Genomic DNA, 20,852 nt, shown 5'->3' with positions numbered 1-20,852 from the left:
CGGAGCCGCGGGCGAAGGCGGCACCGTGCGCATCGGCTTCGTGGGCTCGGCCACCCACGGCGTACTGCCGCGCATCCTGCCGCCGTTCCGGCAGCGCTATCCCGGCGTCACCGTGGTGCTGCGCGAAGCCACGTCGATACGCATCATGCAGGAACTCGAGGAAGACACGCTCGAGGTCGGCATCGTGCGCGTGCCGGTGGCGATGGGATCGAACGTGCGCCTGGCCCCGCTCACGACCGAGAGCTTCGCGCTGGCCGTGCCCAAGACGCATCCGCTGGCGCGGCGCGGCCGCATCCGCCTGGCGGACCTGGCGGACGAACCCTTCATCATGTACACCGCGAGCGAAGCTGCCGGCCTGCGCATGGCCGCCATCAATGCTTGCCAGCTACGCGGCTTCACGCCTCGCATCACGCAGGAGGCGGTGCAGGTGCAGACCCTGCTCAGCCTGGTGGAAAGCGGTCTGGGCGTAGCCCTGGTGCCGGCCGGCGGCCGACGCCTGCCCGGCACCAACGTCGTCTACAAAACGCTGGCCGATTTTCCGGCCGATGCATCGATCGGCATTTCCCTGGCGTGGAATCCCGCCACCGAGCGCAGCGCCACGCGCAATCTGCGCGAAATGGCCAGCCAGGCGTTCCGCGACAAGACCGCGAAGTAAGCGCGCCGCTTGCGGCAACACGGCCGCCAGGCTTAGGATGGAGCATGGGTTTTATCCTCACCAGCGATCCGGGAGCGCATCGTGAAGACAGTTGCTGAGATACTCAGGGAAAAAGCCAATCATTCCGTCGTGACGGTTTCACCCGACGCGTCGGTGTTCGAAGCCGTCAAAATCATGGCGGAACGCAGCATCGGGGCCGTGGTCGTGGTCCAGGGAGATGCGGTGCTGGGCATGCTGACCGAGCGCGACTACGCGCGCAAGATCGTGCTGCAGGATCGCTCCTCGCGCACTACGAAGGTGCGGGACATCATGACCGATTCGGTGTACTACGTCAGCCGCGCGGACACCCGGGAGCACTGCATGGCGATGATGACGGAACGCCATTTCCGTCATCTCCCTGTCATCGAGGACGGCAAGCTGATCGGCCTGCTTTCCATCGGCGACCTGGTCAAGGACGTCATGAGCGAACAGAAGTTCATCATCCACGAACTCGAACGCTACATCACCGGCGAACGCGGCTGACGCCGCGTCCTGCGCACCACGGGACTCGCGGCTAGCCGGCCGCGAGTACCTTGAACGCCGGCACGATCAGTCCCAGGCCGGCCGCCAGCAACAGCACGAACACCATCCGCTTGACGGTCTGCATCGAGCCTGCCGTGCTGTAGCGGCGCGCCACCCAGGTCACGCCGATCACGACCGGCAGCGCCAGCAGGCTCAACCAGAACGACGAGGCCATGAAGGCGCCCTGCCCGGTCACCAGCGCCAGCCGCACGACGGCGTTCAGCGAAAACAGGATCAGCAGGCTGTTGCGGATGGCCGCCAGCGGCAGCGGTTGGCGGTACAGGTGATAGACCATGGGCGGCCCCGCGCTGGAAAACAATCCGCCCAGCACGCCCGACACGGCCCCGAAGAAAACGAACGATCCGCGCGAGGACACGCTCGCCAGCGGCTGTGCGCGCGCCACCAGCAGCACCGCGCAAGCGAGGATCGTGCAACCCAACAGCAGCTGCAGCAATACGCTCATGGACCCGCTGATCCAGGCCAGCGCGGCAACGCCCGCCCCCACTCCGACCAGGCTGCTGGCCATGGCGGGCCGCATCAGCGACCAGTTCACCTGGGGCTTGGCCCGCGCCAGCGTCACGACCGCGTTCACCAGCGACAGCACGCTGACCACGTTGGCCACTTCGGACACGGAAGCCAGCTGGAACACGCCCGACAGGCCCAACAGCACCAGCCCGAAGGCGAAACCCGTCATGGTCTGCGCATAGGTGGCGAGCGCCACGCAAGCGAGGAACAGCAAATATTGGGAAATGCTCATGCTAGTGGGTAGAGCCTGACCTGCCTCGGCTCTGCCCGGAGCGGCGCGTTGCGCGGCGCGGGAGCGGATCGACGGGGTACAGCTACAGCGTTAAGGGTCTGCTTTCGAATCTGTTTTTTGCGCCGGCGATGATAGCACCGGGACGCTCGCCCACACACTTTGTCACAAACGGATGCGCTCGTGCACCATGCCTGGCGCACCCTGCCGCTATCCTTGCCGCCCAGTAAATCCCTTGCGTCCTGCTCCCGCCGCGCCATCCGCCGCGCCGTCTGGATCCGGCGCGCGCACGGCTGCGAGAATGACGCCCAAACAGACCACGATCAACACGGTGACCCTGACCTGCTCGACTTGCGGCAGCGCCCAATTCACCAAGCTGGATACCAACGAATACCGCTGCAGCCATTGCCACGCGGTCACGCTGGTCGAAGACAACGTCGCCCAGCGGCTGGAGAAGATCCTGCGCGGCATGCAGCAGCCGGCTGCCAAGCCGCAGCTCGGTCCGCGCGCCATTGCGGCGGTGGCAGTCGCCGTCGCCGCCGTGATTGCGGTCCCGCTGGTCGCGTCCCTGCTGGGCTCCAAGCCCTCCACCACCATCAGGCAGCCGCCCGCGCCCCCGCCCATCGACGCCTCGCTGGTCAAGCTGACGGACGTGCAGGAAATCCGGGTCCGCGACCGCACGCAGCTGGTCATGATCATGCGCAACGAGACCGGCAAGAAGATCGACGTGCCGCGCGTCACGGCCTCGTTCTTCCAGGGCGAACTGTCGCTGCCGTCCAATTCCGGCTCGGCGCCGGCGCGCTCGCTGCAGCCGGGCGAATACACGCCCGTCACGATCTCCACGCCCAGTCAGGCCTACAGCCGCTATACGTTGCAGGTCTCGCAGCCGAGGCTGGCGCGGGACAGGAACAACGACGTGGCCGCCAGCAAGGTGCAACTGGTGCGCAACGACGGCGCCTATCGGCTGGTCGGCCTCTTGAAGAACAACGGCACCGACGAGGCCAACAGCAGCCAGATCACGGTGATGCTGTACGGCGAGGACGGCAAGCTGATCGGCACCGGCAACGGCTACGGCGCCGCCAGCCCGCTGGCCCCGGACGCGCTGACCTCCTTCGACGTGCGCTGCGAGATGCTGGCCGAGGGCCAGGTCGCGTCCTACGACTACATGGTGCAAAGTGAAAACCCGGCCACCGCGCTCGCCGCCCCCAAGGAAGAAGCACTGCCTAGCCGCATCGTGCGCGTCAGCCCGGCCGACCCGCGGGTCATCGAGCACGTGCGCCTGACCACCGAGGAACTGCTGGATCCGGGCTTCGCCCTGTTCGACGCCAGCGCGCTCAAGCTGTCCGCGCCGCGCCGCCTGCTCGACGAGATCGAGCGCCCGGTCATGTACGCCGAGCTGGTCAACACCAGCGACCAGTACGTCGTCCTGTCGCCGAAGGCGGATATCTCTCTGTTCGACGGATCCCGCCGGCTGGACGTGCGCCAGGCCTGGAGCCTGCCGGCGCGCCTGTACCCCGGAGAAAGGGTGCCCGTGGCGCTGACAGGCCGCATCGACCGCTACAGCGAGGTCAAGACCGACTGGCTGCCCGCCAAGCGCGCCGCCCTGCCCGGCCCGCGCCCGAAACTGGCGGTCACGGTCGAGAACACCGAGGCCCAGGTCGGCACCGGCACCCTGAACTTCACCTACCGCTTCCGCTACAAGTACGTGACCGTGCACGGACGCGTGCGCAACGACAGCCAGGCCGAAGTGGAAAACGTCAGAGTCTGGGTCAGCCTGTACGACGCCCAGGACAAGCTGAGCGGCGCGGTCTTCCAGGAACTGCGGCTGCCCAAGCTCAAGCCGGACGAAAGCGCGCCGTTCCAGGTGGACGTCAAACAGTACGGCGGCAACTTCGCCCGGGTGGGCGTGGTGTACGACGCCGGACCGCGCTAGGCGGTCCCGCCCCGGGGCGGCGCCCGCCCCGTCCCCCCCATCCCGGCGCGTATCGGCAGGGGCTGCCGCCCCGTCGTCGCCCTTAAGCAACAGCTATCAGCCCAAGTCTTATATAAGATATAAGACATTTGCTTGCGCCCCCCTGTTCCCTCTACAATCCGGCCAACAACCCTTCTTCCAACCCGACTTTGAGCAGGCCTCACATGCTGGATAATTACCGCCAACACGTTGCCGAACGCGCGGCTCTGGGGATCCCCCCGCTGCCCCTTACGGCCAAACAAACCGCTGAACTGATCGAACTGCTCAAGAACCCGCCCGCTGGCGAAGAGCAGAACCTGGTCGAGTTGCTGACTCACCGTGTGCCGGCCGGCGTGGACGACGCCGCCAAGGTCAAGGCTTCGTACCTGGCCGCCGTGGCGCTGGGCAAGGAAGCTTGTGCGCTGATCAGCCGTGCCAAGGCGACTGAACTGCTCGGCACGATGCTGGGCGGCTACAACATTGGCCCGCTGGTCGACCTGCTGGACGACGCAGAAATCGGCACCATCGCCGCCGCTGCGCTGAAGAAAACCCTGTTGATGTTCGACGCCTTCCACGACGTGAAGGAAAAGGCGGACAAGGGCAACGCCAACGCCAAGTCCGTGATGCAAAGCTGGGCCGACGCCGAATGGTTCACCAGCCGTCCAGAACTGCCGCAAAGCCTGACCATCACCGTCTTCAAGGTGCCCGGCGAAACCAACACCGACGACCTGTCGCCGGCTCCCGACGCCACCACCCGCCCCGACATCCCGATGCACGCCCTGGCGATGCTGAAGAACAAGCGTGACGGCGCCGCGTTCGAACCGGAAGAAGACGGCAAGCGCGGCCCGGTCAAGTTCATCGAAGCCCTGAAGGAAAAGGGCCACCTGGTCGCCTACGTCGGCGACGTGGTCGGCACGGGTTCGTCGCGCAAATCGGCCACCAACTCGGTGCTGTGGTTCACCGGCGAAGACATCCCCTTCGTGCCGAACAAGCGCTTCGGCGGCGTGTGCCTGGGCAACAAGATTGCCCCGATCTTCTACAACACCATGGAAGACGCCGGCGCCCTGCCGATCGAACTCGACGTTTCCAAGATGGAAATGGGCGACGTGGTCGAACTGCGCCCCTATGACGGCAAGGCTTTGAAGAACGGCGAAGTCATCGCCGAATTCGAAGTGAAGTCCGACGTGCTGTTCGACGAAGTGCGCGCCGGCGGCCGCATTCCGCTGATCATCGGCCGCGGCCTGACCGCCAAGGCGCGCGAAGCGCTGGGCCTGCCGGCCTCGACGCTGTTCCGCCTGCCGAAGGACCCGGCCGATACCGGCAAGGGCTACACCCTGGCCCAGAAGATGGTCGGCCGCGCCTGCGGCATGCCGGAAGGCAAGGGCATCCGCCCGGGCACCTACTGCGAACCGAAGATGACCTCGGTCGGCAGCCAGGACACCACCGGCCCCATGACCCGCGACGAACTGAAGGACCTGGCCTGCCTGGGCTTCTCGGCCGACCTGGTGATGCAGTCGTTCTGCCACACCGCCGCCTACCCCAAGCCCGTGGACGTCAAGACGCACCACACGCTGCCGGAATTCATCAGCACCCGTGGCGGCGTCTCGCTGCGTCCGGGCGACGGCGTGATCCACTCGTGGCTGAACCGCATGCTGCTGCCCGACACCGTCGGCACCGGCGGCGACTCGCACACCCGCTTCCCCATCGGCATCTCGTTCCCCGCCGGCTCTGGCCTGGTCGCCTTTGCCGCCGCCACCGGCGTGATGCCGCTGGACATGCCGGAATCGGTGCTGGTGCGTTTCAAGGGCAAGCTGCAGCCTGGCGTGACCCTGCGCGACCTGGTCAACGCGATCCCGCTGTACGCCATCAAGCAAGGCCTGCTGACGGTTGCCAAGCAAGGCAAGAAGAACATCTTCTCCGGCCGCATCCTGGAAATCGAAGGCCTGCCCGACCTGAAGGTCGAACAAGCCTTTGAACTGTCGGACGCTTCCGCCGAACGCTCGGCCGCCGGCTGCTCGGTGTTCCTGAACAAGGAACCGATCATCGAGTACATCAACAGCAACATCGTGATGCTGAAGTGGATGATCGCCAACGGCTACGAAGACGAGCGCACCCTGGGCCGCCGCATCAAGGCCATGGAAGCCTGGCTGGCCGACCCCAAGCTGCTGGAGCCGGACGCCGACGCCGAGTACGCCGCCGTGATCGAAATCGATCTGGCCGACGTGCACGAGCCCATCGTGGCCTGCCCCAACGACCCCGACGACGTGAAGACGCTGTCGGAAGTCGCCGGCGCCAAGATCGACGAAGTGTTCATCGGCAGCTGCATGACCAACATCGGCCACTTCCGCGCAGCCTCCAAGCTGCTGGAAGGCAAGCGCGACATCCCGGTCAAGCTGTGGGTGGCCCCGCCGACCAAGATGGACGCCACGCAACTGACCGAGGAAGGCCACTACGGCGTGTTCGGCACCGCCGGCGCCCGTACGGAAATGCCGGGCTGCTCGCTGTGCATGGGCAACCAGGCCCAGGTGCGCGAAGGCGCGACCGTCATGTCGACCAGCACCCGCAACTTCCCGAACCGCCTGGGCAAGAACACCAACGTGTACCTGGGTTCGGCCGAACTGGCCGCCATCTGCTCGAAGCTGGGCCGCATCCCGACCAAGGACGAGTACATGGCCGACATGGGCGTCATCAACAAGAGCGGCGACCAGATCTACCAGTACCTGAACTTCGACAAGATCCCGGACTACAAGGACGTGGCTGACGTCATCGAAGTCTAAGCGTCAGGCTGCGCAGCCCCGGCTGCATCGCCCGCAAGACGGCCCCGGATCGCTCCGGGGCCGTTTTTCTTTGCCTGCGTCCAAGGCAGCCCCGCCGCCTTCGCCGGAGAATTTCAGGGACGGAACTTTTTCCGCGATACGTTTTCATACAATCGCGGTATCTTGTGACACTCCCCCCTCAACCCCGTCCCCGATCTCCGGAGAAAGACCGCCAATGACCCGGCTTTTGCTGCCGCCCCTGCTACTGCTGGCGCTTGCCGGCTGCGCCACCGCGCCGCCCTCGAATCCCGAGAACATCTGCGCCATCTTTCGCGAAAAACCGGACTGGCACGATGCCGCCTTGAAGGTGCAGAAGAAATGGGGCGCGCCGGTGCCGGTGCCCATGGCCATGATGTACCAGGAGTCTTCCTTCAAACAGGACGCGGTGCCGCCGCGCTACTACTTCCTGGGCATCATCCCCTGGGGCCGCGTCAGTTCCGCCTACGGCTACGCCCAGGCCAAGGACGAAACCTGGGACGACTACAAGAAGGACGCGGGAGGCTGGGGTTCCAGCCGCGACGACTTCGCCGACGCGCTGGATTTCATGGGTTGGTACATGAGCAAGACCCAGCGCATCAATGGCGTGTCCAAGTCCGACGCCTATGGCCAGTATCTGAACTACCACGAAGGCTGGACCGGCTACCGCAACCGCAGCTATGACCGCAAGGCGTGGCTCAAGACCGTGTCGCAGAAGGTACAGGCGAGGGCTCAGAAATTCGCCTCGCAGTACAAGGGCTGCGAGGCGGATCTGACGCGCGGCGGCTGGTTCTGGTGAACGCCGCCTGAACTCAGAAGTCCATGCTCGCGCTGAGCGAGAAGGTGCGCGGACCGCCCAGCACCAGGTAGCCATTGCCGGGGAACCCGCCCACCGACGCCCAATAGTTGCGGTTGGCGATGTTGTCCACGCGGGCGCGCAAGGTCACGACATGGCCGTCCACGTCCATCAGGTAGCGCAGGCCCGCGTCAAAGCGGGTCCAACCCGGCACCTTGAGCGTGTTGGCGTCATCCGCGTAGGACGAACCGGTGTAGACCACCCGGCCGTCGACGGCCAGGCCCGGCACGCCGGGGATGTCCCACTCCACGCCCATATTGGCCTGGAAGCGCGGCACGCCGATCACGCGGTTGCCGTCCAGGGTGGCGGTGCCGGTCGAACGCTGCTTGGCGTCCAGCCAGGTCAGGCCGCCCAGCAGGCGCACGCTCTGCACGGGTTCGCCGTACATGGTGAGTTCCACGCCCTGGTGGCGGTCCTTGCCCGATGCCGTGAAGGTATTGGTGGGCGTGTACGCGGAACGCGGCTTGTCGGTGGAGAACAGGGCCAGTCCCGCGCCCAGGCCGTCGTCCTCGTACTTGACGCCGATTTCCTTCTGCTTCGAGACATAGGGCGACAGGCTCTCGCCGCCGTTGGTCACGGGCCTGCCGTTGGCGTTCAGCGGCGCCGTATCGCCCGCCACCAGGGCTTCGATGTAGTTCGCGTACAGCGACACGCTCGGCGCCACCTTGACCACCAGGCCTGCGGCCGGCGAATTGTGGCTCTGGTCGTAGGCGCCGTTTTCCTTGCCGGTGTTGTAGGCATAGCTGCGCATCGACAGGCGCTGGTGCCGCACGCCCAGGGTCAGCAGCACCCGGTCGTCGAGGAACGACATGGTGTCGCCGATGGCGTAGCTGCTGGTGCGGGTACGGCCCTGCAAAGCCGGATCGTCCAGGTCATTGCCGCGCAGCGCATCCGCGCTGAATGCGGGTTTGTCGTACGAAATGGGATCGTAGATGTTGGTGGGGAAGGTGTTCTTGTAGTCCATCACGTAGGCGTTCTTCTTCTTCAGGTCGAAGAAGGCCGCCGACACGACGAACTCATGTCCCACCGGGCCGGTGCGGGCCTTGGCGCGCAGACCCAGTTCTCCCGTGTTGACGCTGTCCTTGCGGGTATTGTCGAAACGGTAGAAATTGCCCGCGCCGGTGTTGGCGTTGGTCAGCGTGACGTTGCCCAGCGAGTTTGCCTCATCGCTGCGGCGCATGCCGAAGGCCGCCCAGGCCGTCAGCTTGTCGCTGAAATCATGTTCAGCGCGCACGGTGCCGAATACGTCGCGTTCATTGGAGTATGACCAGGGCTGCGCGTAATTGCTGCTGGCGTCGGGCGCATCCGGCACATGGTCCTTCAGGCCCGTGAGGGACACGTTCGGACGCGCTCGCTTGAGCTTGTTTTCCTGCCAACCGATGTCCGCGGACAACCGGGTGTCGGCCGAGCGCCAGTCCAGGCCCAGCGACACCAGGCTGGTGCGGGAATGTTCATCATCAATACCGGTGTCGCCGCTGCGTTGCGCGGCATTCAAGCGGATGCCGGTACTGTCGCCCGGACCGAAGCGGCGGGCGATATCGGTGGAGAGCTGGAACTGCCCGCCGCTGGACACGCCAGTGGTGACGCGGGTCAGCGGTTCGTTCGGTGCGCGCTTGGGCACCAGGTTGATCACGCCGCCGATGCCGCCGCCGTTGGGCGGGGCGCCGGTCAGGAACGTCGAGGCGCCGCGCAGGACTTCCACGCGCTCGAACAGTTCGGTGGCGATGTATTGGCGCGGCAGCAGGCTGTAGAGGCCGTTATAGGCCACGTCGTCCGAACTCAGGATGAAGCCGCGGATGAAGTACGCCTCCTGGAAGTTGCCGAAGCCGCGCGCCACGCGCACGCCCGGATCGTTCTGCAGCACGTCGCCGACGCTGCGGGCCTGGCGGTCCTGGATCAGTTCATTGGTGTAGCTGGTGATGCTGAACGGCGTGTCCATCAGGTCCTGCGTGCCCAGCAGGCCGACGCGGCCGCCGCGCGCGACCTGCCCGCCGGCAAAGGGTTCGGCCAGACCGCCGGCCGAGGCATCGGCGCTGGCCTCGACCTTGATGGCGTCCATGGAGACGACGGATCCGCCCTGCTCAGCACTGGACTGGGCTTGGGCAACAGGGAGATAGCACGGCAGCGCGGCGGCCATGCAGGCAAGAGTTCGGATTTTCATATCGGGAAGATCAGAGGCATGTGTGCAAAATCCCGATGGGGTCACGCGCGCACTAGAGAACTACGGATGCGTCTGGAATGCCGGAAGGCCGGGGCCTTGCCGGGCCGGCTGCGCCAAGGGGGGCTGGAAATGCTGAGCGTCTGATTTTACGGCAAGAGGAATCATTCTCATTTATGTTACTTTTTGTTTGAGAATGTCCGTTGCCCGGGCGCCACAGCTGCCGCGCGTGGCGCCCCCTCTTCCCTCCAGCCTATCGGCCGCCCTACGCCCCTGCGCGGGGATCGTAGTCGGCCGCCGCCATGGGTTCCAGCGGGTACAGCGGCCGCGCGCGCCTGCGAAATTCGAACAGCGACCAGTCGGAACTGGTGACGCCCGGGCTGTCGCATTCGACCAGCGCCTGGGAGATCGGCACGAACACCGGGCGGCAATACATCCGCGACTTCACCAGCACGAAACGGGCGCGGGACGGGTCCAGCCCCAGGCTTTGGAACACGCCCAGGTCCCAGGGCTCGTGGGTCTGTTCCGTCAGCACCAGTTGCGCCGCGCCTATGTCCAGCACCGCGCTGCGGCCCATGCAGGCCAGTTGCCCGGTATAGGTCGGGCCGGTGATCACGTATTCGCCATTGCTCAGCGCGCTCACGGTGCCGCGCAACGTGACGGGCTGCGCGCCGCGGCCGATCTCGCCGATGGCGCGCTTGTTGCCCACCGGCAATTCCACCGTGGCGCCGACACCAGCACGGGTCAGTTCGGCAACGGCCTCGGGGTCGCAGTACAGTCCGGCCTGGATGCCGTCCAGCCCCGCTTCCAGCGCGGCCATCAGCACGTCCAGGGTGTCACAGGTGCCGCCGCTCATGCAGTTGTCGCCATGGTCCAGCAGCAGCACGGGTTTGCTGGCGTCCTCGGCCAGCGCCTTGGCGCGCGCCAGCGACTCGGCCAGCGGCTCGCTGTCGTAGTAGAAGCCGTCGCGTTGCTCCCAGATCAGGGCGGCGACCTCGCCCGCCACGCGCTCTGCCTCTGCGCGGTCGCCGTCGGCGACGGCCACCACGCTGACGCAGGGATGAGGGATGTCGGCCAGGCCGAAGCCGGCCAGCACCGACACGCCCAGCGCACCCGCGGCCTCGGCCTGCCGCGCCGCTTCGACGGCGGCGCGCATGGCTCCTTCGGCCGTGTTGCTGCGCAGGGAATGCGACACCAAGGGCAGGCGGCGCCACGCCATGACCGGCTTGCAATTGCCGTCGATGCCTGCGAACAGCAGCCTGCCGGCATGCTCGCCGGTTTCGTACATGTCGATGTGGGGATAGGTCTTGAAGCTGACGATGACGTCGGCGTTGTCCATCATCTTCTGCGTGACGTTGCCGTGCAGGTCCAGCGCCACCGCGATCGGCGCGCCAGGCGCGGCGGCGCGCAGCCGTTCGAGCAAGTCGCCCTCGCCGTCGTCGGTGGTCTCCACCGCCATGGCGCCATGCAGGTCCAGCAGGATGACATCGCAGCCCGGCGCAGCGGCGACGATACGGCCGCACAATTCGGCATAGGCCTGCCCATCGACGCGGCCGCTGGGATAGGCGGTGGCCGAAACCGGCGTGACCAGCTCGGCGCCGCGCGCTTCGGCCAGGTCTATGAACGCCGACATCGCCGTGCGCTTGCCCTTGTTCTCTTCGTAGGCTGCCGCATCGTAGGCCGGACCGCCGTTGCCGAAGGCGGACAGCGGCGTGGGCACGGGTGAGAAGGTATTGGTCTCGTGATTCAGACGCGCAATCAGCACCTTCATTGCACGCCCCCTTCCGCGAACTGGATACGGCCGCAGCAGCGCAGCATGGCGTGCAGCAGTACATTGCAGCCCGCCTCCAGGTGCTCGGGCTGCGCGTCCTCGATTTCATTGTGGCTGATGCCATCCTTGCATGGCACGAAGATCATGGCGGTCGGCGCCACCCGCGCCATATAGACCGCGTCATGCCCTGCGCCGCTGATCACGTCCAGCGAATCCAGGCCCAGCGTGCTGGCGCCGTCGCGAATCGCCTGCACCAGCCGGGGCTCGAAGGGCTGCGGCGGGAAGTACACCACCTCCTTGCTTTCGACCTGAAATCGGCCAGGCTCGGCCAGTTCGCCGCAGACGCGCGCGAACGCCGCGGCCATGCTGTCCAGCGTGGCGTCGTCGGCCGCGCGCAGGTCCACGGTCAGCGCCACGCGGCCCGGAATCACGTTGCGCGAATTCGGAAAGCTATCGATGCAGCCCACCGTGCCGCGGCCATGCGGCGCATGCTCCAGCGCAATGCGGTTGACCTCCAGCACCAACCTGGACGCCGTCAGCAAAGCGTCGCGGCGCAGTTCCATGGGCGTGGGTCCGGCATGCGCCTCCTGGCCGGTAATGGTGACGTCGTACCAGCGCTGGCCCAAGGCGCCCTGCACCGCGCCGATGGTAATGCCCCGGTCCTCCAGGATGGGACCTTGCTCGATGTGCGCCTCGAAGTAGGCGCCGACCGTCCCCGGCCGGGCCGCTTCCGGGCCGGCGTAGCCGATGGCGCGCAGCGCTTCGTCCACGCTGACGCCGTCGCGGTCCTGCGCCGCCAGCGCGTGTTCCAGTGTGAAGGCGCCGGCGTACACGCCCGAGCCCATCATCACGGGTACGAAGCGCGAGCCCTCCTCGTTGGTCCACACCACCACTTCCATCGGCGCCTCGGCGGCGATGCCGCGCTGGTGCAGGGTGCGCAGGACTTCAAGGCCGGCGAGTACGCCGTAGTTGCCGTCGAATTTGCCGCCAGTGGGCTGAGTGTCGATATGGCTGCCGGTCATCACGGCGGGCAGATCATCGCGCAGGCCGGCGCGGCGCATGAAGATGTTGCCGATGGCATCCACTCGAACGCTGCAACCCAACTCGCGAGCCCAGGCGCAGACCAGGTCGCGACCCTGCCGGTCCAGGTCGCTCAACGCCAGCCGGCACACGCCGCCCTTGTCGGTGGCGCCGATGCGGGCCAGCTCCATCAGCGAGTTCCAGAGGCGGCTGCCGTCGATGCGGATGCCGCTGACGGCCTCCAGTGTGTTCATTTCCATGGTGTTTCCTTGAATCCTTGCTTCATGTTGCGCCCCGCGGACGGTCCCTACACGCCCACGCCCAGATAACGGTCCTTCACGTTCTCGTCCGCCATGAAGGCCTGGTTGCTGCCCTGGTAGACGATGGATCCCTGCTCGATGATGAAATGGCGGTCGGCCAGTTGGGTGCAGACCTCCAGGTTCTGCTCCACCAGCAGGATGGTGACGCCGGCCTGCTTGATGGACTTGATCTGCGCCACGATCTCCTCGACGATCACCGGCGCCAGGCCCTCGACCGGCTCGTCCAGCATCAGCACGCGCGGATGGTTCATGAGCGCGCGGCCGATGGCCAGCATCTGCTGTTCACCGCCCGACAACTGGCCGCCGCCGTTCCTGCGCCGCTCCTTCAGGCGCGGAAAGATGCGGTAGATGTCTTCCAGCTGCCAGGGCGAATCGCGGCGCATGCCCAGCTTCAGGTTTTCCTCAACCGTCAGCAGCTTGAAGATGCCGCGGTGCTCGGGCACCAGGCAGATCCCCATGGACGCGATCTTGTGCGCCGGCAGCCCGGCGATGTCGCGCCCGCCATAGCGCACCGCGCCGCCCTTGGGCGCGATCACGCCGGCGATGGTCTTGAGCGTGGTCGATTTGCCCGCGCCATTGCGCCCGAGCAGCGTGATCACCTCGCCCTGCGGCAGCTCGATCGATACGCCTTGCAGGATATGGCTCTTGCCGTAATAGCTGTGTATGGCGTCGACATGCAGCATCATGCCCGGCCTCCCGTGATCATGTTGCCCAGGTACGCGGCGCGCACCCGCTCGTCGCTGCGGATCGCGTCGGGCGCGCCCTCGACCAGCACGCGGCCCTGCTGCATCACCGTGATCGTGTCGGAGATGTCCATCACGATGTTCATGTTGTGCTCGATCAGCACCACCGTGTGGTCGTCGCGCAGGCTGCGGATCAACCGTTTCATTTCCTCCAGGTCGTCCACCCCCATGCCGGAAGTGGGTTCGTCCAGGAAGATGGCGCGCGGCCTGGCCGCCAGCGCCATGCCCACTTCCAGGCGCCGCTGCTGGCCGTGCGACAGCGCCCCCGCCGCAATCTCCGCCAGCCGCGACAAGCCCAGCCGTTCCAACGCCGCGTCGACGACCTCGCGCTGCGCCCGCTGACCAGTGGGCGGATGCCAGCAATCGAAGGCGCCGGCGCGATGCGCGCCCTGCGCCGCCAGCCGCAGGTTTTCACGCACCGACAGGTTGGCGAACAGGCTGGTGACCTGGAACGAGCGCGCGATGCCGCGCTGCACGCGCTGGAAGTCGGCCTCCTGCGTGACGTCCTGGCCGTCGAACACGATGCTGCCTTCGCTGGTGCGCAGCGTGCCCGTCAGGATGTGGAACAGCGTGGTCTTGCCGGCGCCGTTCGGCCCGATCACCGAATGCACCGTGCGCGGCCGCACCTGCAAGTCCACCCCATGCAGCGCCACGAATTTGCCGAAGCGCTTGACGATGCCGCTGGCTTTCAGCAGCGGCGCGGAATTTTCCTGGTTCATGCGCTGCCCTCCTTGGCGGCCTGCTCTGCGCCGGCAGGCTTGCGCCGCAGCGCCAGCCAGATGCGTACTCCCAGCCCCCACAAGCCCTTCTGCATGAACAGGCTGACAGCTATCAGCAGGAAGCCCAGCAGCATCAGCCAGCGCGGCCACAACGTGGAGAGCCAGTCCGCGAACAGCACATAGAATGCCGCGCCCAACACCGAGGCAAACAGGTTGCCGGTACCGCCGATGACGGTCATGACCAAGATCATCTCGCTGCTGTGGTATTCGATGCTGGACAGCGGCGCGATGCCGGTCATCATCGCCAGGAAGGCGCCGGCCAGCGCCGTCACGGCGCCGGAGATGGCGAAGGCCGCCAACTTGAACAGGCGCACGTTGTAGCCGACCGCCATGGCGCGCGCCTCGTTGTCGCGGATCGCAAGCAGAGTGCGCCCGAATACCGAGTTGGTCACGCGCAGCAGCAGCCAAAACACCGCCAGGAAGCACACCGCCACGAAGGCATAGAACTGCCAGGGCGTCGCCAGCGGCATGAGTTCCATGCCCGCGACGGAGAATGCCGGACGCGGCACGTCCAGCAGGCCGTTGTCGCCTCCGGTCAGGTCGGGCAGGCTGTATGCCAGGAAGTAGAACATCTGCGCGAAGGCCAGCGTCAGCATCACGAAGTAGGTGCCACGCTGGCGGATCGCGAACCAGCCCACCAGCGTCGCGCCCAATGCGCCCACCGCCATCGCAGCCAGCAGCGCCAGGGGCATGGGCAGGCCGGTACGCGTCAGCAGGATGCCGACGGCGTAGCTGCCCAGGCCGAAGAAGATGCCTTGGCCGAACGACAGCAAGCCGGTGAATCCCAGCAGCAGGTTGCAGCCGAGCACCGCCAGGGAATAGATCAGCACTTCCGTGGCCAGCGAACCCGACTGCATGCACAGCGGCAGCAGCAGGACCACGGCCAGCGCCAGCAGCAACTGGGCATGCGATTTCAATCGCGTCATCATCCTCTCCCCATCAGGCCGTGCGGACGCAGCAGCAGCACCGCCGCCATCGCCACATAGATCATCAGCCGCGCGCCTTCCGGCCACAGCGTGCTCATCACGCTCTGCACCACGCCGATCAAGAGGCCGCCGACCAGCGCGCCAAAGAAGCTGCCCATGCCGCCCACCACCACGATGACGAAGGCGATGCCTAGCGCTTCGATCCCCATGAAGGGCTCGACGCCGCGGATCGGCGCGGCCAGCACGCCAGCCAGGGCCGCGGTCGCCGCGCCCAGCGCGAACACCAGGCTGAACATGCGGAACACGTTGATGCCCAGCATGGACACCATCTCGGTGGATTCGCTGCCGGCGCGCACCGCGCTGCCCAGCCGTGTGCCTTCCAGCACGTACCAGAGCAGCAGCGAGAAGACCGCGGTGAAGCCGATCACGAACAGGCGGTACTTGGGATAGATGAAGCTGCCCCACATGACCACGCCTTGCAGCGCGGACGGCGCGGCGACGTTGTCGCCTATCGGCCCCCAGATCACGATGACCAGTTCCTGCAGCACCAGCGCCAGGCCCACGGTGATCAGGATGTGGAATTCGTGCGCCTGCGCGTAGACGTGGCGCAGCAGCACTTTTTCAGCCACCCAGGCGAACGCGCCCACCAGCAGCGGCACGATGGCCAGCGCCAGCCAGAAATTCAGGCCCCACTGGATGGCCTGGAAGCAAAAGTAGGCGCCCAGCAGATAGAACGCCCCGTGGGCGAAGTTCACGAAGCGCAACAGACCGAAGACGATGGACAGGCCGACTGCCAGAAGGAAGTACAGCATGCCTACCCCGATCCCATTGATGATCTGGAGGAGATAGACGTTCATTGGAATGCCCGGAGAAGGAAACGAAAGGCCGCGGGATGCGCAGCCACCACGGACGCAGCGCGTCCGCGGCGGCTCGCCTCAGGGGCGCGCTACAGCTTGCAGCCGGTTTCTCCGGGCGGCAGGAAGGAGCGGCCGCTATGCACGATCTCGGCGTAGTCGTCCTTGTCCTTCATGTCCTTCTTGGCGCGGCCCTTGAGCAGGTAGTAGTTCTTCAGGACCTGGTGGTCTTCCTTGCGGATTTCCTCCTTGCCGGTCAGGCCTTCGTAGGCCATGCCCTCCATGACCGCGATGACCTTGGCCGGGTCGGCGCTGCCGGCCTTGACGATGGCGTCCAGCATGATGCGGGTGCAGATGTAGGAGCCCGCCAGGCTGTAGTTGGGATTGGCGCGCGTCTTGTCCCTGGACAGCTGCACCAATTCCTTGTTCAGCGGCGAGTCGATGCCGTGCCAGTACTGCGCGCCGAAATACACGCCTTCGCACAGGTCGGCGCCCAGGCCTTCGAACTGTTCCAGGCCCGACGCCCAGGCCACCAGGATGGTGCAGTTCTGCTTCATGCCAAAGCTGACGGCCTGGCGCAGCGTGTCCGACGACTGCGAGCCGAAGTTCAGGATCAGCAGCACGTCCGGCTTGGCGGCCATGGCGTTGGTGAGGTAGCCGCTGAACTCCTTCTCGGTCAGCGAGTGGTAGCTGTTGCCCACATGCTCGATGCCCTTTTCCTTGAAGATCGCCTTGGCCGCGCCGAGCAAGCCGTCGCCGAACACGTATTGCGGCGTGATGGTGTACCAGCGCTTGGCGTTGGGCAGCTTTTCCAGCAAGGGGCGCACGGTCTGCTCGATGGCGCCGAAGGTGGGCACCGACCAGCGGAAAGTCGCGCGGTTGCAGTCCTTGCCGGTGATTTCGTCCGCGCCTGCGGTGGTGATGAAGACGCCGCCGGCGCGCTCCACTTCCTTGCCCATGGCCAGGGCCTCGGACGACAGGATGCCGCCGGCGAAGAACTTGACGCCCTTCTGTTGCGAGATTTCCTGCACCTTGCGCACCGCCGTGGCCGGCTTGCCCTCGGTGTCCAGCACGGTATAGGCCAGCGGCCGGTCCAGGGCGCGGCCGTACTGCTCCAGCGCCAGTTTCATGCCCAGGTCGGCGTACTTGCCGTTGGCGGCAAAGGCGCCCGACATGGGCACCGGACACCCGAACTGGATGGCATCGGCTTGCGCCAACGCGGACCGGGCGGCCCATAGCGATCCGGGCACCGCGCCAAGCGCGGCCATTTTCAGCAGGTTGCGGCGATTCAAGATGGTTCTCCCTGGCTGCCGCTGGCGCTGCCGCGGCATATTGACGATGTCGGGCGCGCACCATGCGCGTCCCCATTCCGACTCTGTCTGCTCCAAGCTCCCGTGCCAGGGCCGCCGCCGCGTGGGCGTACTCGCAAGTCCTGGCGCTTCGTGCCTATACTGCGACTACCATCCTATTTATCATGATAAATAGGATTATTATCATGATCAGTTTGGCGAGCCGGCTCTGTCAATAGCGGGCGCATCAGGTATAACCCGGGGTCCGCGCAGTACCGCCACGGGGCCAGCCCCGCGCACACCACGCAGCAACGGAGGAACGCAATGGCGTTCAACAGTCACGACCTACAAGCCGCGGGCGCCTCGAGTCCGCCCAAGCGCAGCGACCTGGTCGCCGAGGAGATCAAGCGGCTGATCACGGCCAAGAATCTGTTGCCGGGCGACAAGCTGCCGCGCGAGAGCGAGCTGCAAAGCATGTTCTCGGTCAGCAAGAGCACCATGCGCGAAGCGCTCAAGTCTCTGGAGGTGCAGGGGCTGGTGAAGGTCAGCACCGGGCCGGGCGGCGGCGGCACCGTGGTCGAGGTGCCGCTGGACCGCACCTTCCAGCTGATGCAGAACTACCTGTTCTTCAAGGAAGTGCGGATCGAGGACATCTACCAGGTGCGCAAGCTGCTGGAGCCGGAACTGGCAGCCAGCGCCGTGCCATTCCTGACGGAGGCGCATTTCGCCGCGCTGGAGGAGAACATCGCCTGCTGCGATCCGTCCGCCGAACATGTGGACGATCCGCTGGCCCAGCGCCAGGAAGAAATCAATTTCCACGACATCTTCGCCGCAGCCTGCCCCAACCCGTTCCTGCGCTTCAGCTGCGAGATGACCAACGAAATGATCCGGCAGTTGACGGTGTTCGACAACGAGATGCCGCTATCCGAGCAGCAGCGCTTCGGCAGCGCCAACACCGGCTTCCATCGCCAGATCCTGGTGGCGGCGCGCGAGCGCGACGTGGAGAAAGTGCGCACTCTGATGAGCGAGCACATGCAGGACGCGATGCGCTCGGTCAAGCGCATGCATGGCAAGCTCGAGGGCCGGCTGATCCTGGACTCGGAGATGTCGCGGCGCAACGTCACGCGCAAGGCGCGCCGCAGCGGCGGCAAGAAGGCCTGAGGGCGCCGGCCGCTTGCGCCGGCCCTCAGGCGTGAATCAGCCGGGCTCACGCCCCCGCAGCCGTAGCCGCCTCAGTCCAGCTTGATGTGATTGGCCTCGATCACCGCGCCCCAGCGCTGGCGGTCTTCCTGCACATAGGCGTCGACGTCGGCCTGGCTGCGCGGCGCCTGGATCACCAGGCCCAGCGGTTCGAAGCGGCCGCGGAACGCCGGATCCTTCAGCACCTTGTCCAACGCCGCCTGCAGGCGCTGCGCCTCGGCCTGCGGCACGGCGCGCGGCACGGCCAGGCCGAACCAGGTCGCGGCGCGGAATCCCGGAAAGCCGCTTTCCGCCACGGTCGGCACCTCCGGCAGCACGGCCAGCCGTTCCCCGGTCGTGACGGCCAGCGCCTTGATCTTGCGTTCCCGCACCAGCGGCAGCGACGTGCTGACCACGTCCACCATGAGTTGGGTGTCGTTGCCCATCAGCGAGGTCAACGCGGGCGCGCTGCCGTTGTACGGGATATGCGCCACGTCCATGCCGGTGCGCGATTTCAGCAGTTCGGTCGCCAGCTGCAGCGGATTGCCGATGCCCACGGAGGCGTAGTTCAGCTTGCCAGGCTGCGCCTTGGCATAGGTGACGAACTCGGCCAGCGTGCCGGCCGGCACCTCGTTGTTGGCCACTACCACCAGCGGCAATTCAGCGGCGATGCCGAGCACGCGGAAGTCGCGCGCGGCGTCATAGGCGATGCGCTGGTAAAGCATGGGATTGAGCACCATGCTGGCATTGCTGGCGAGAAAAACCGTGTAGCCGTCGGGCGCGGATCTCGCTACCTGGGTGGCGGCGATCATGGTGTTGGCGCCGGGCTTGTTCTCTACGACCACGGGCTGCCCGAGGTCGCGCGACATGCCCTCGGCCAGCACCCGCGACAATTGGTCGGCGGATCCTCCAGGCGTGTACGGCACGACCAGTTTGACTGGCTTGTCCGGAAAGGCCGCCAGCGCGGCGGCAGGGCCGGCGAGCGCGAAGATCGTTGCGGCCGCGATGCGACGCAGCCTGTGGTTCAGTCTGTATGCCATGCTTGTCTCCCGAGCTATCGTGCTCTTGTTGTCGCGGCCGTGCGCCGCGCTCCGCTATACCTTGCGCTGCCTGCCCGCCCAGAATTCGGCGCGCAGCCTGCGCTTGGCGATCTTGCCGTTGTCGTCGCGCGGCAGTTCCGCGCGCAGCTGCAGTTCGCGCGGCACCTTGTAGCGCGCGAGCCGTTGCGTCAGCCATTGCGTCAGGGCCTCGGGCTCGGGCGACGCGCCCGCCGCAGGCTGCACCAGCGCCATCAGCCGCTCTCCGTATTCGTCATCGGGCACGCCGAACACGGCGCAATCCGCCACGCCCGGATACTGCATCAACTGGTGCTCGATCTCGGCGGGATAGATGTTCACGCCGCCCGAGATCACCAGGTCCGATTCGCGGTCGCACACGTACAGGTAGCCGTCGGCATCCAGATAGCCCAGGTCGCCCAGGCCAATGAGCCCGTCCTTCTCGACTTCGGCGCGGGCCTGCGGGTTGTTGCGATAGGTGAAGTCGGCGTAGGCCGGCTGGCGCACGTGGATCCGCCCGATTTCGCCCGCCGCGCAGGGCGACCCGTCCTCGGCATAGATCCTGATTTGCGCGCCGCCGACCGGCCGGCCGGCGCTGCCGGGGCGGGCGAGCGCTTCGTGCGAATCGATCACCGTGACCATCCCGGCCTCGCTGGAAGCATAGGTTTCATGGATGACGGGGCCCAGCCATTCGATCATGGCGCGCTTGATCTCCGGCGCGCAGGGCGCGCCGGTCGAGGCCACGAAGCGCAGCGACGACAGGTCGTAGGCGGCGCGCGTGGCGGCGTCCAGCTTCAGCAGGCGCACGTACATGATGGGCACCAGGTAGACCGTATCGATGCGATGCGCTTCGATCAGGCGCAGGACCTCCACGGGGTCGAACCTGTCGGTCAGCACAAAGGTCTCGCACACCCGCAAGGCCACCTGCGCGTACACGCTGGGCGCGCTGTGGTAGATCGGCGCCGGCAGCAAGGCGCGCGAGCCCGGGCGCAGGCCGTAGGCCGCTTCCACCACCGCTTCGACCTGTTCCTGATGGCGTGCCAGGTGTTCCAGCGGAAACGGTGCGCGCACCACGCCCTTGGGCCGGCCGGTGGTGCCGGAGGTATAGGCCATGTGGCCGCGCGGCGCCACGCGCGGGCCGTCGTAGGGCTGCTGGCTGTCGCGCCAGCCGTCGTAGTCCGCATGCCCG

General features: G+C 66.4%; 17 protein-coding genes. 6 read left to right on the top strand and 11 right to left on the bottom strand.

Annotated features, from left to right (window positions below):
• Together VIR09_RS04120 and VIR09_RS04115 are read left to right on the top strand one after the other, a co-directional pair.
• The coding region (locus VIR09_RS04120; protein WP_332011719.1) for a LysR family substrate-binding domain-containing protein at positions 1-655 on the top strand (655 nt) is incomplete at its 5' end.
• A gap of 81 nt (positions 656-736) precedes the next feature.
• A complete protein-coding gene (locus tag VIR09_RS04115; RefSeq protein WP_332011718.1) occupies positions 737-1,177 on the top strand; it encodes a CBS domain-containing protein in 441 nt (146 codons plus the stop codon).
• Between the two features lie 31 nt (positions 1,178-1,208).
• Here the strand turns inward: VIR09_RS04115 and VIR09_RS04110 are convergent, their stop codons facing one another.
• Positions 1,209-1,973: a TSUP family transporter gene (locus VIR09_RS04110; protein ID WP_332011717.1), complete on the bottom strand. Its 765-nt coding sequence runs from the start codon at positions 1,971-1,973 to the stop codon at positions 1,209-1,211.
• A gap of 298 nt (positions 1,974-2,271) precedes the next feature.
• Between VIR09_RS04110 and VIR09_RS04105 the strand changes: the two genes are divergently transcribed.
• The 3 genes from VIR09_RS04105 (at position 2,272) to VIR09_RS04095 (ending at position 7,512) form a co-directional block, all read left to right on the top strand.
• Positions 2,272-3,903: an FxLYD domain-containing protein gene (locus tag VIR09_RS04105; protein ID WP_332011716.1), complete on the top strand. Its 1,632-nt coding sequence runs from the start codon at positions 2,272-2,274 to the stop codon at positions 3,901-3,903.
• Between the two features lie 203 nt (positions 3,904-4,106).
• Positions 4,107-6,698, top strand: coding sequence for a bifunctional aconitate hydratase 2/2-methylisocitrate dehydratase (gene acnB / locus VIR09_RS04100; RefSeq protein WP_332011715.1), 2,592 nt, complete (start codon positions 4,107-4,109; stop codon positions 6,696-6,698).
• Between the two features lie 214 nt (positions 6,699-6,912).
• A complete protein-coding gene (locus VIR09_RS04095) occupies positions 6,913-7,512 on the top strand; it encodes a hypothetical protein (RefSeq protein WP_332011714.1) in 600 nt (199 codons plus the stop codon).
• A 13-nt stretch (positions 7,513-7,525) separates the two neighbouring features.
• On the opposite strand, the gene VIR09_RS04090 is transcribed toward VIR09_RS04095, so the two are convergent.
• The 8 genes from VIR09_RS04090 to VIR09_RS04055 form a co-directional block, all read right to left on the bottom strand.
• Positions 7,526-9,730, bottom strand: coding sequence for a TonB-dependent receptor (locus tag VIR09_RS04090; RefSeq protein ID WP_332011713.1), 2,205 nt, complete (start codon positions 9,728-9,730; stop codon positions 7,526-7,528).
• Positions 9,731-9,992: 262 nt separating this feature from the next.
• The gene (locus VIR09_RS04085) at positions 9,993-11,498 is read right to left on the bottom strand and encodes a M81 family metallopeptidase (protein ID WP_332011712.1); all 1,506 of its coding nucleotides are present in this window, start codon (positions 11,496-11,498) and stop codon (positions 9,993-9,995) included.
• On the bottom strand, positions 11,495-12,778 hold the full coding sequence (locus VIR09_RS04080; protein WP_332011711.1) for a Zn-dependent hydrolase: 1,284 nt from the start codon (positions 12,776-12,778) through the stop codon (positions 11,495-11,497). Before VIR09_RS04080 ends, VIR09_RS04085 begins: the two co-directional genes overlap by 4 nt.
• Positions 12,779-12,825: 47 nt before the next feature.
• On the bottom strand, positions 12,826-13,524 hold the full coding sequence (locus VIR09_RS04075; protein WP_332011710.1) for an ABC transporter ATP-binding protein: 699 nt from the start codon (positions 13,522-13,524) through the stop codon (positions 12,826-12,828).
• Positions 13,521-14,300, bottom strand: a complete 780-nt coding sequence (locus tag VIR09_RS04070) for an ABC transporter ATP-binding protein (RefSeq protein WP_332011709.1) — start codon at positions 14,298-14,300, stop codon at positions 13,521-13,523. The genes VIR09_RS04075 and VIR09_RS04070 overlap by 4 nt, the downstream gene beginning before the upstream one ends.
• Positions 14,297-15,286: a branched-chain amino acid ABC transporter permease gene (locus tag VIR09_RS04065; protein ID WP_332011708.1), complete on the bottom strand. Its 990-nt coding sequence runs from the start codon at positions 15,284-15,286 to the stop codon at positions 14,297-14,299. The genes VIR09_RS04070 and VIR09_RS04065 overlap by 4 nt, the downstream gene beginning before the upstream one ends.
• Positions 15,286-16,143 (bottom strand): branched-chain amino acid ABC transporter permease, encoded by an 858-nt coding sequence (locus VIR09_RS04060; RefSeq protein ID WP_332011707.1) that lies wholly within the window; start codon positions 16,141-16,143, stop codon positions 15,286-15,288. The genes VIR09_RS04065 and VIR09_RS04060 overlap by 1 nt, the downstream gene beginning before the upstream one ends.
• An 89-nt stretch (positions 16,144-16,232) precedes the next feature.
• On the bottom strand, positions 16,233-17,432 hold the full coding sequence (locus tag VIR09_RS04055) for an ABC transporter substrate-binding protein (RefSeq protein ID WP_332011706.1): 1,200 nt from the start codon (positions 17,430-17,432) through the stop codon (positions 16,233-16,235).
• Between the two features lie 321 nt (positions 17,433-17,753).
• Between VIR09_RS04055 and VIR09_RS04050 the strand changes: the two genes are divergently transcribed.
• Positions 17,754-18,590, top strand: coding sequence for a FadR/GntR family transcriptional regulator (locus VIR09_RS04050; RefSeq protein WP_332011705.1), 837 nt, complete (start codon positions 17,754-17,756; stop codon positions 18,588-18,590).
• A gap of 71 nt (positions 18,591-18,661) precedes the next feature.
• Here the strand turns inward: VIR09_RS04050 and VIR09_RS04045 are convergent, their stop codons facing one another.
• Positions 18,662-19,648 carry a tripartite tricarboxylate transporter substrate binding protein gene (locus VIR09_RS04045; protein ID WP_332011704.1) on the bottom strand — a complete coding sequence of 329 codons (987 nt, stop codon included), beginning with the start codon at positions 19,646-19,648 and terminating at the stop codon, positions 18,662-18,664.
• A gap of 54 nt (positions 19,649-19,702) precedes the next feature.
• On the bottom strand, positions 19,703-20,852 hold a 1,150-nt coding region (locus VIR09_RS04040), incomplete at its 5' end, for an AMP-binding protein (RefSeq protein WP_332011703.1).

This window comes from Achromobacter sp. (genome assembly GCF_036567245.1).
GTDB lineage: Bacteria > Pseudomonadota > Gammaproteobacteria > Burkholderiales > Burkholderiaceae_B > Achromobacter.
Note: the sequence above shows the minus strand (reverse complement) of the source record. Positions and strands in the feature narration are given on the sequence as shown.

Excerpts from the sequence above, each read along its gene's own strand:
- VIR09_RS04065 (WP_332011708.1), bottom strand. The coding sequence starts at position 15,286 with ATGACGCGATTGAAATCGCATGCCCAGTTGCTGCTGGCGCTGGCCGTG.
- VIR09_RS04070 (WP_332011709.1), bottom strand. The coding sequence starts at position 14,300 with ATGAACCAGGAAAATTCCGCGCCGCTGCTGAAAGCCAGCGGCATCGTC.
- VIR09_RS04045 (WP_332011704.1), bottom strand. The coding sequence starts at position 19,648 with ATGGCATACAGACTGAACCACAGGCTGCGTCGCATCGCGGCCGCAACG.
- VIR09_RS04090 (WP_332011713.1), bottom strand. The coding sequence starts at position 9,730 with ATGAAAATCCGAACTCTTGCCTGCATGGCCGCCGCGCTGCCGTGCTAT.
- VIR09_RS04050 (WP_332011705.1), top strand. The coding sequence starts at position 17,754 with ATGGCGTTCAACAGTCACGACCTACAAGCCGCGGGCGCCTCGAGTCCG.
- VIR09_RS04085 (WP_332011712.1), bottom strand. The coding sequence starts at position 11,498 with ATGAAGGTGCTGATTGCGCGTCTGAATCACGAGACCAATACCTTCTCA.
- acnB (WP_332011715.1), top strand. The coding sequence starts at position 4,107 with ATGCTGGATAATTACCGCCAACACGTTGCCGAACGCGCGGCTCTGGGG.
- VIR09_RS04075 (WP_332011710.1), bottom strand. The coding sequence starts at position 13,524 with ATGATGCTGCATGTCGACGCCATACACAGCTATTACGGCAAGAGCCAT.
- VIR09_RS04110 (WP_332011717.1), bottom strand. The coding sequence starts at position 1,973 with ATGAGCATTTCCCAATATTTGCTGTTCCTCGCTTGCGTGGCGCTCGCC.
- VIR09_RS04080 (WP_332011711.1), bottom strand. The coding sequence starts at position 12,778 with ATGGAAATGAACACACTGGAGGCCGTCAGCGGCATCCGCATCGACGGC.
- VIR09_RS04060 (WP_332011707.1), bottom strand. The coding sequence starts at position 16,143 with ATGAACGTCTATCTCCTCCAGATCATCAATGGGATCGGGGTAGGCATG.
- VIR09_RS04095 (WP_332011714.1), top strand. The coding sequence starts at position 6,913 with ATGACCCGGCTTTTGCTGCCGCCCCTGCTACTGCTGGCGCTTGCCGGC.
- VIR09_RS04105 (WP_332011716.1), top strand. The coding sequence starts at position 2,272 with ATGACGCCCAAACAGACCACGATCAACACGGTGACCCTGACCTGCTCG.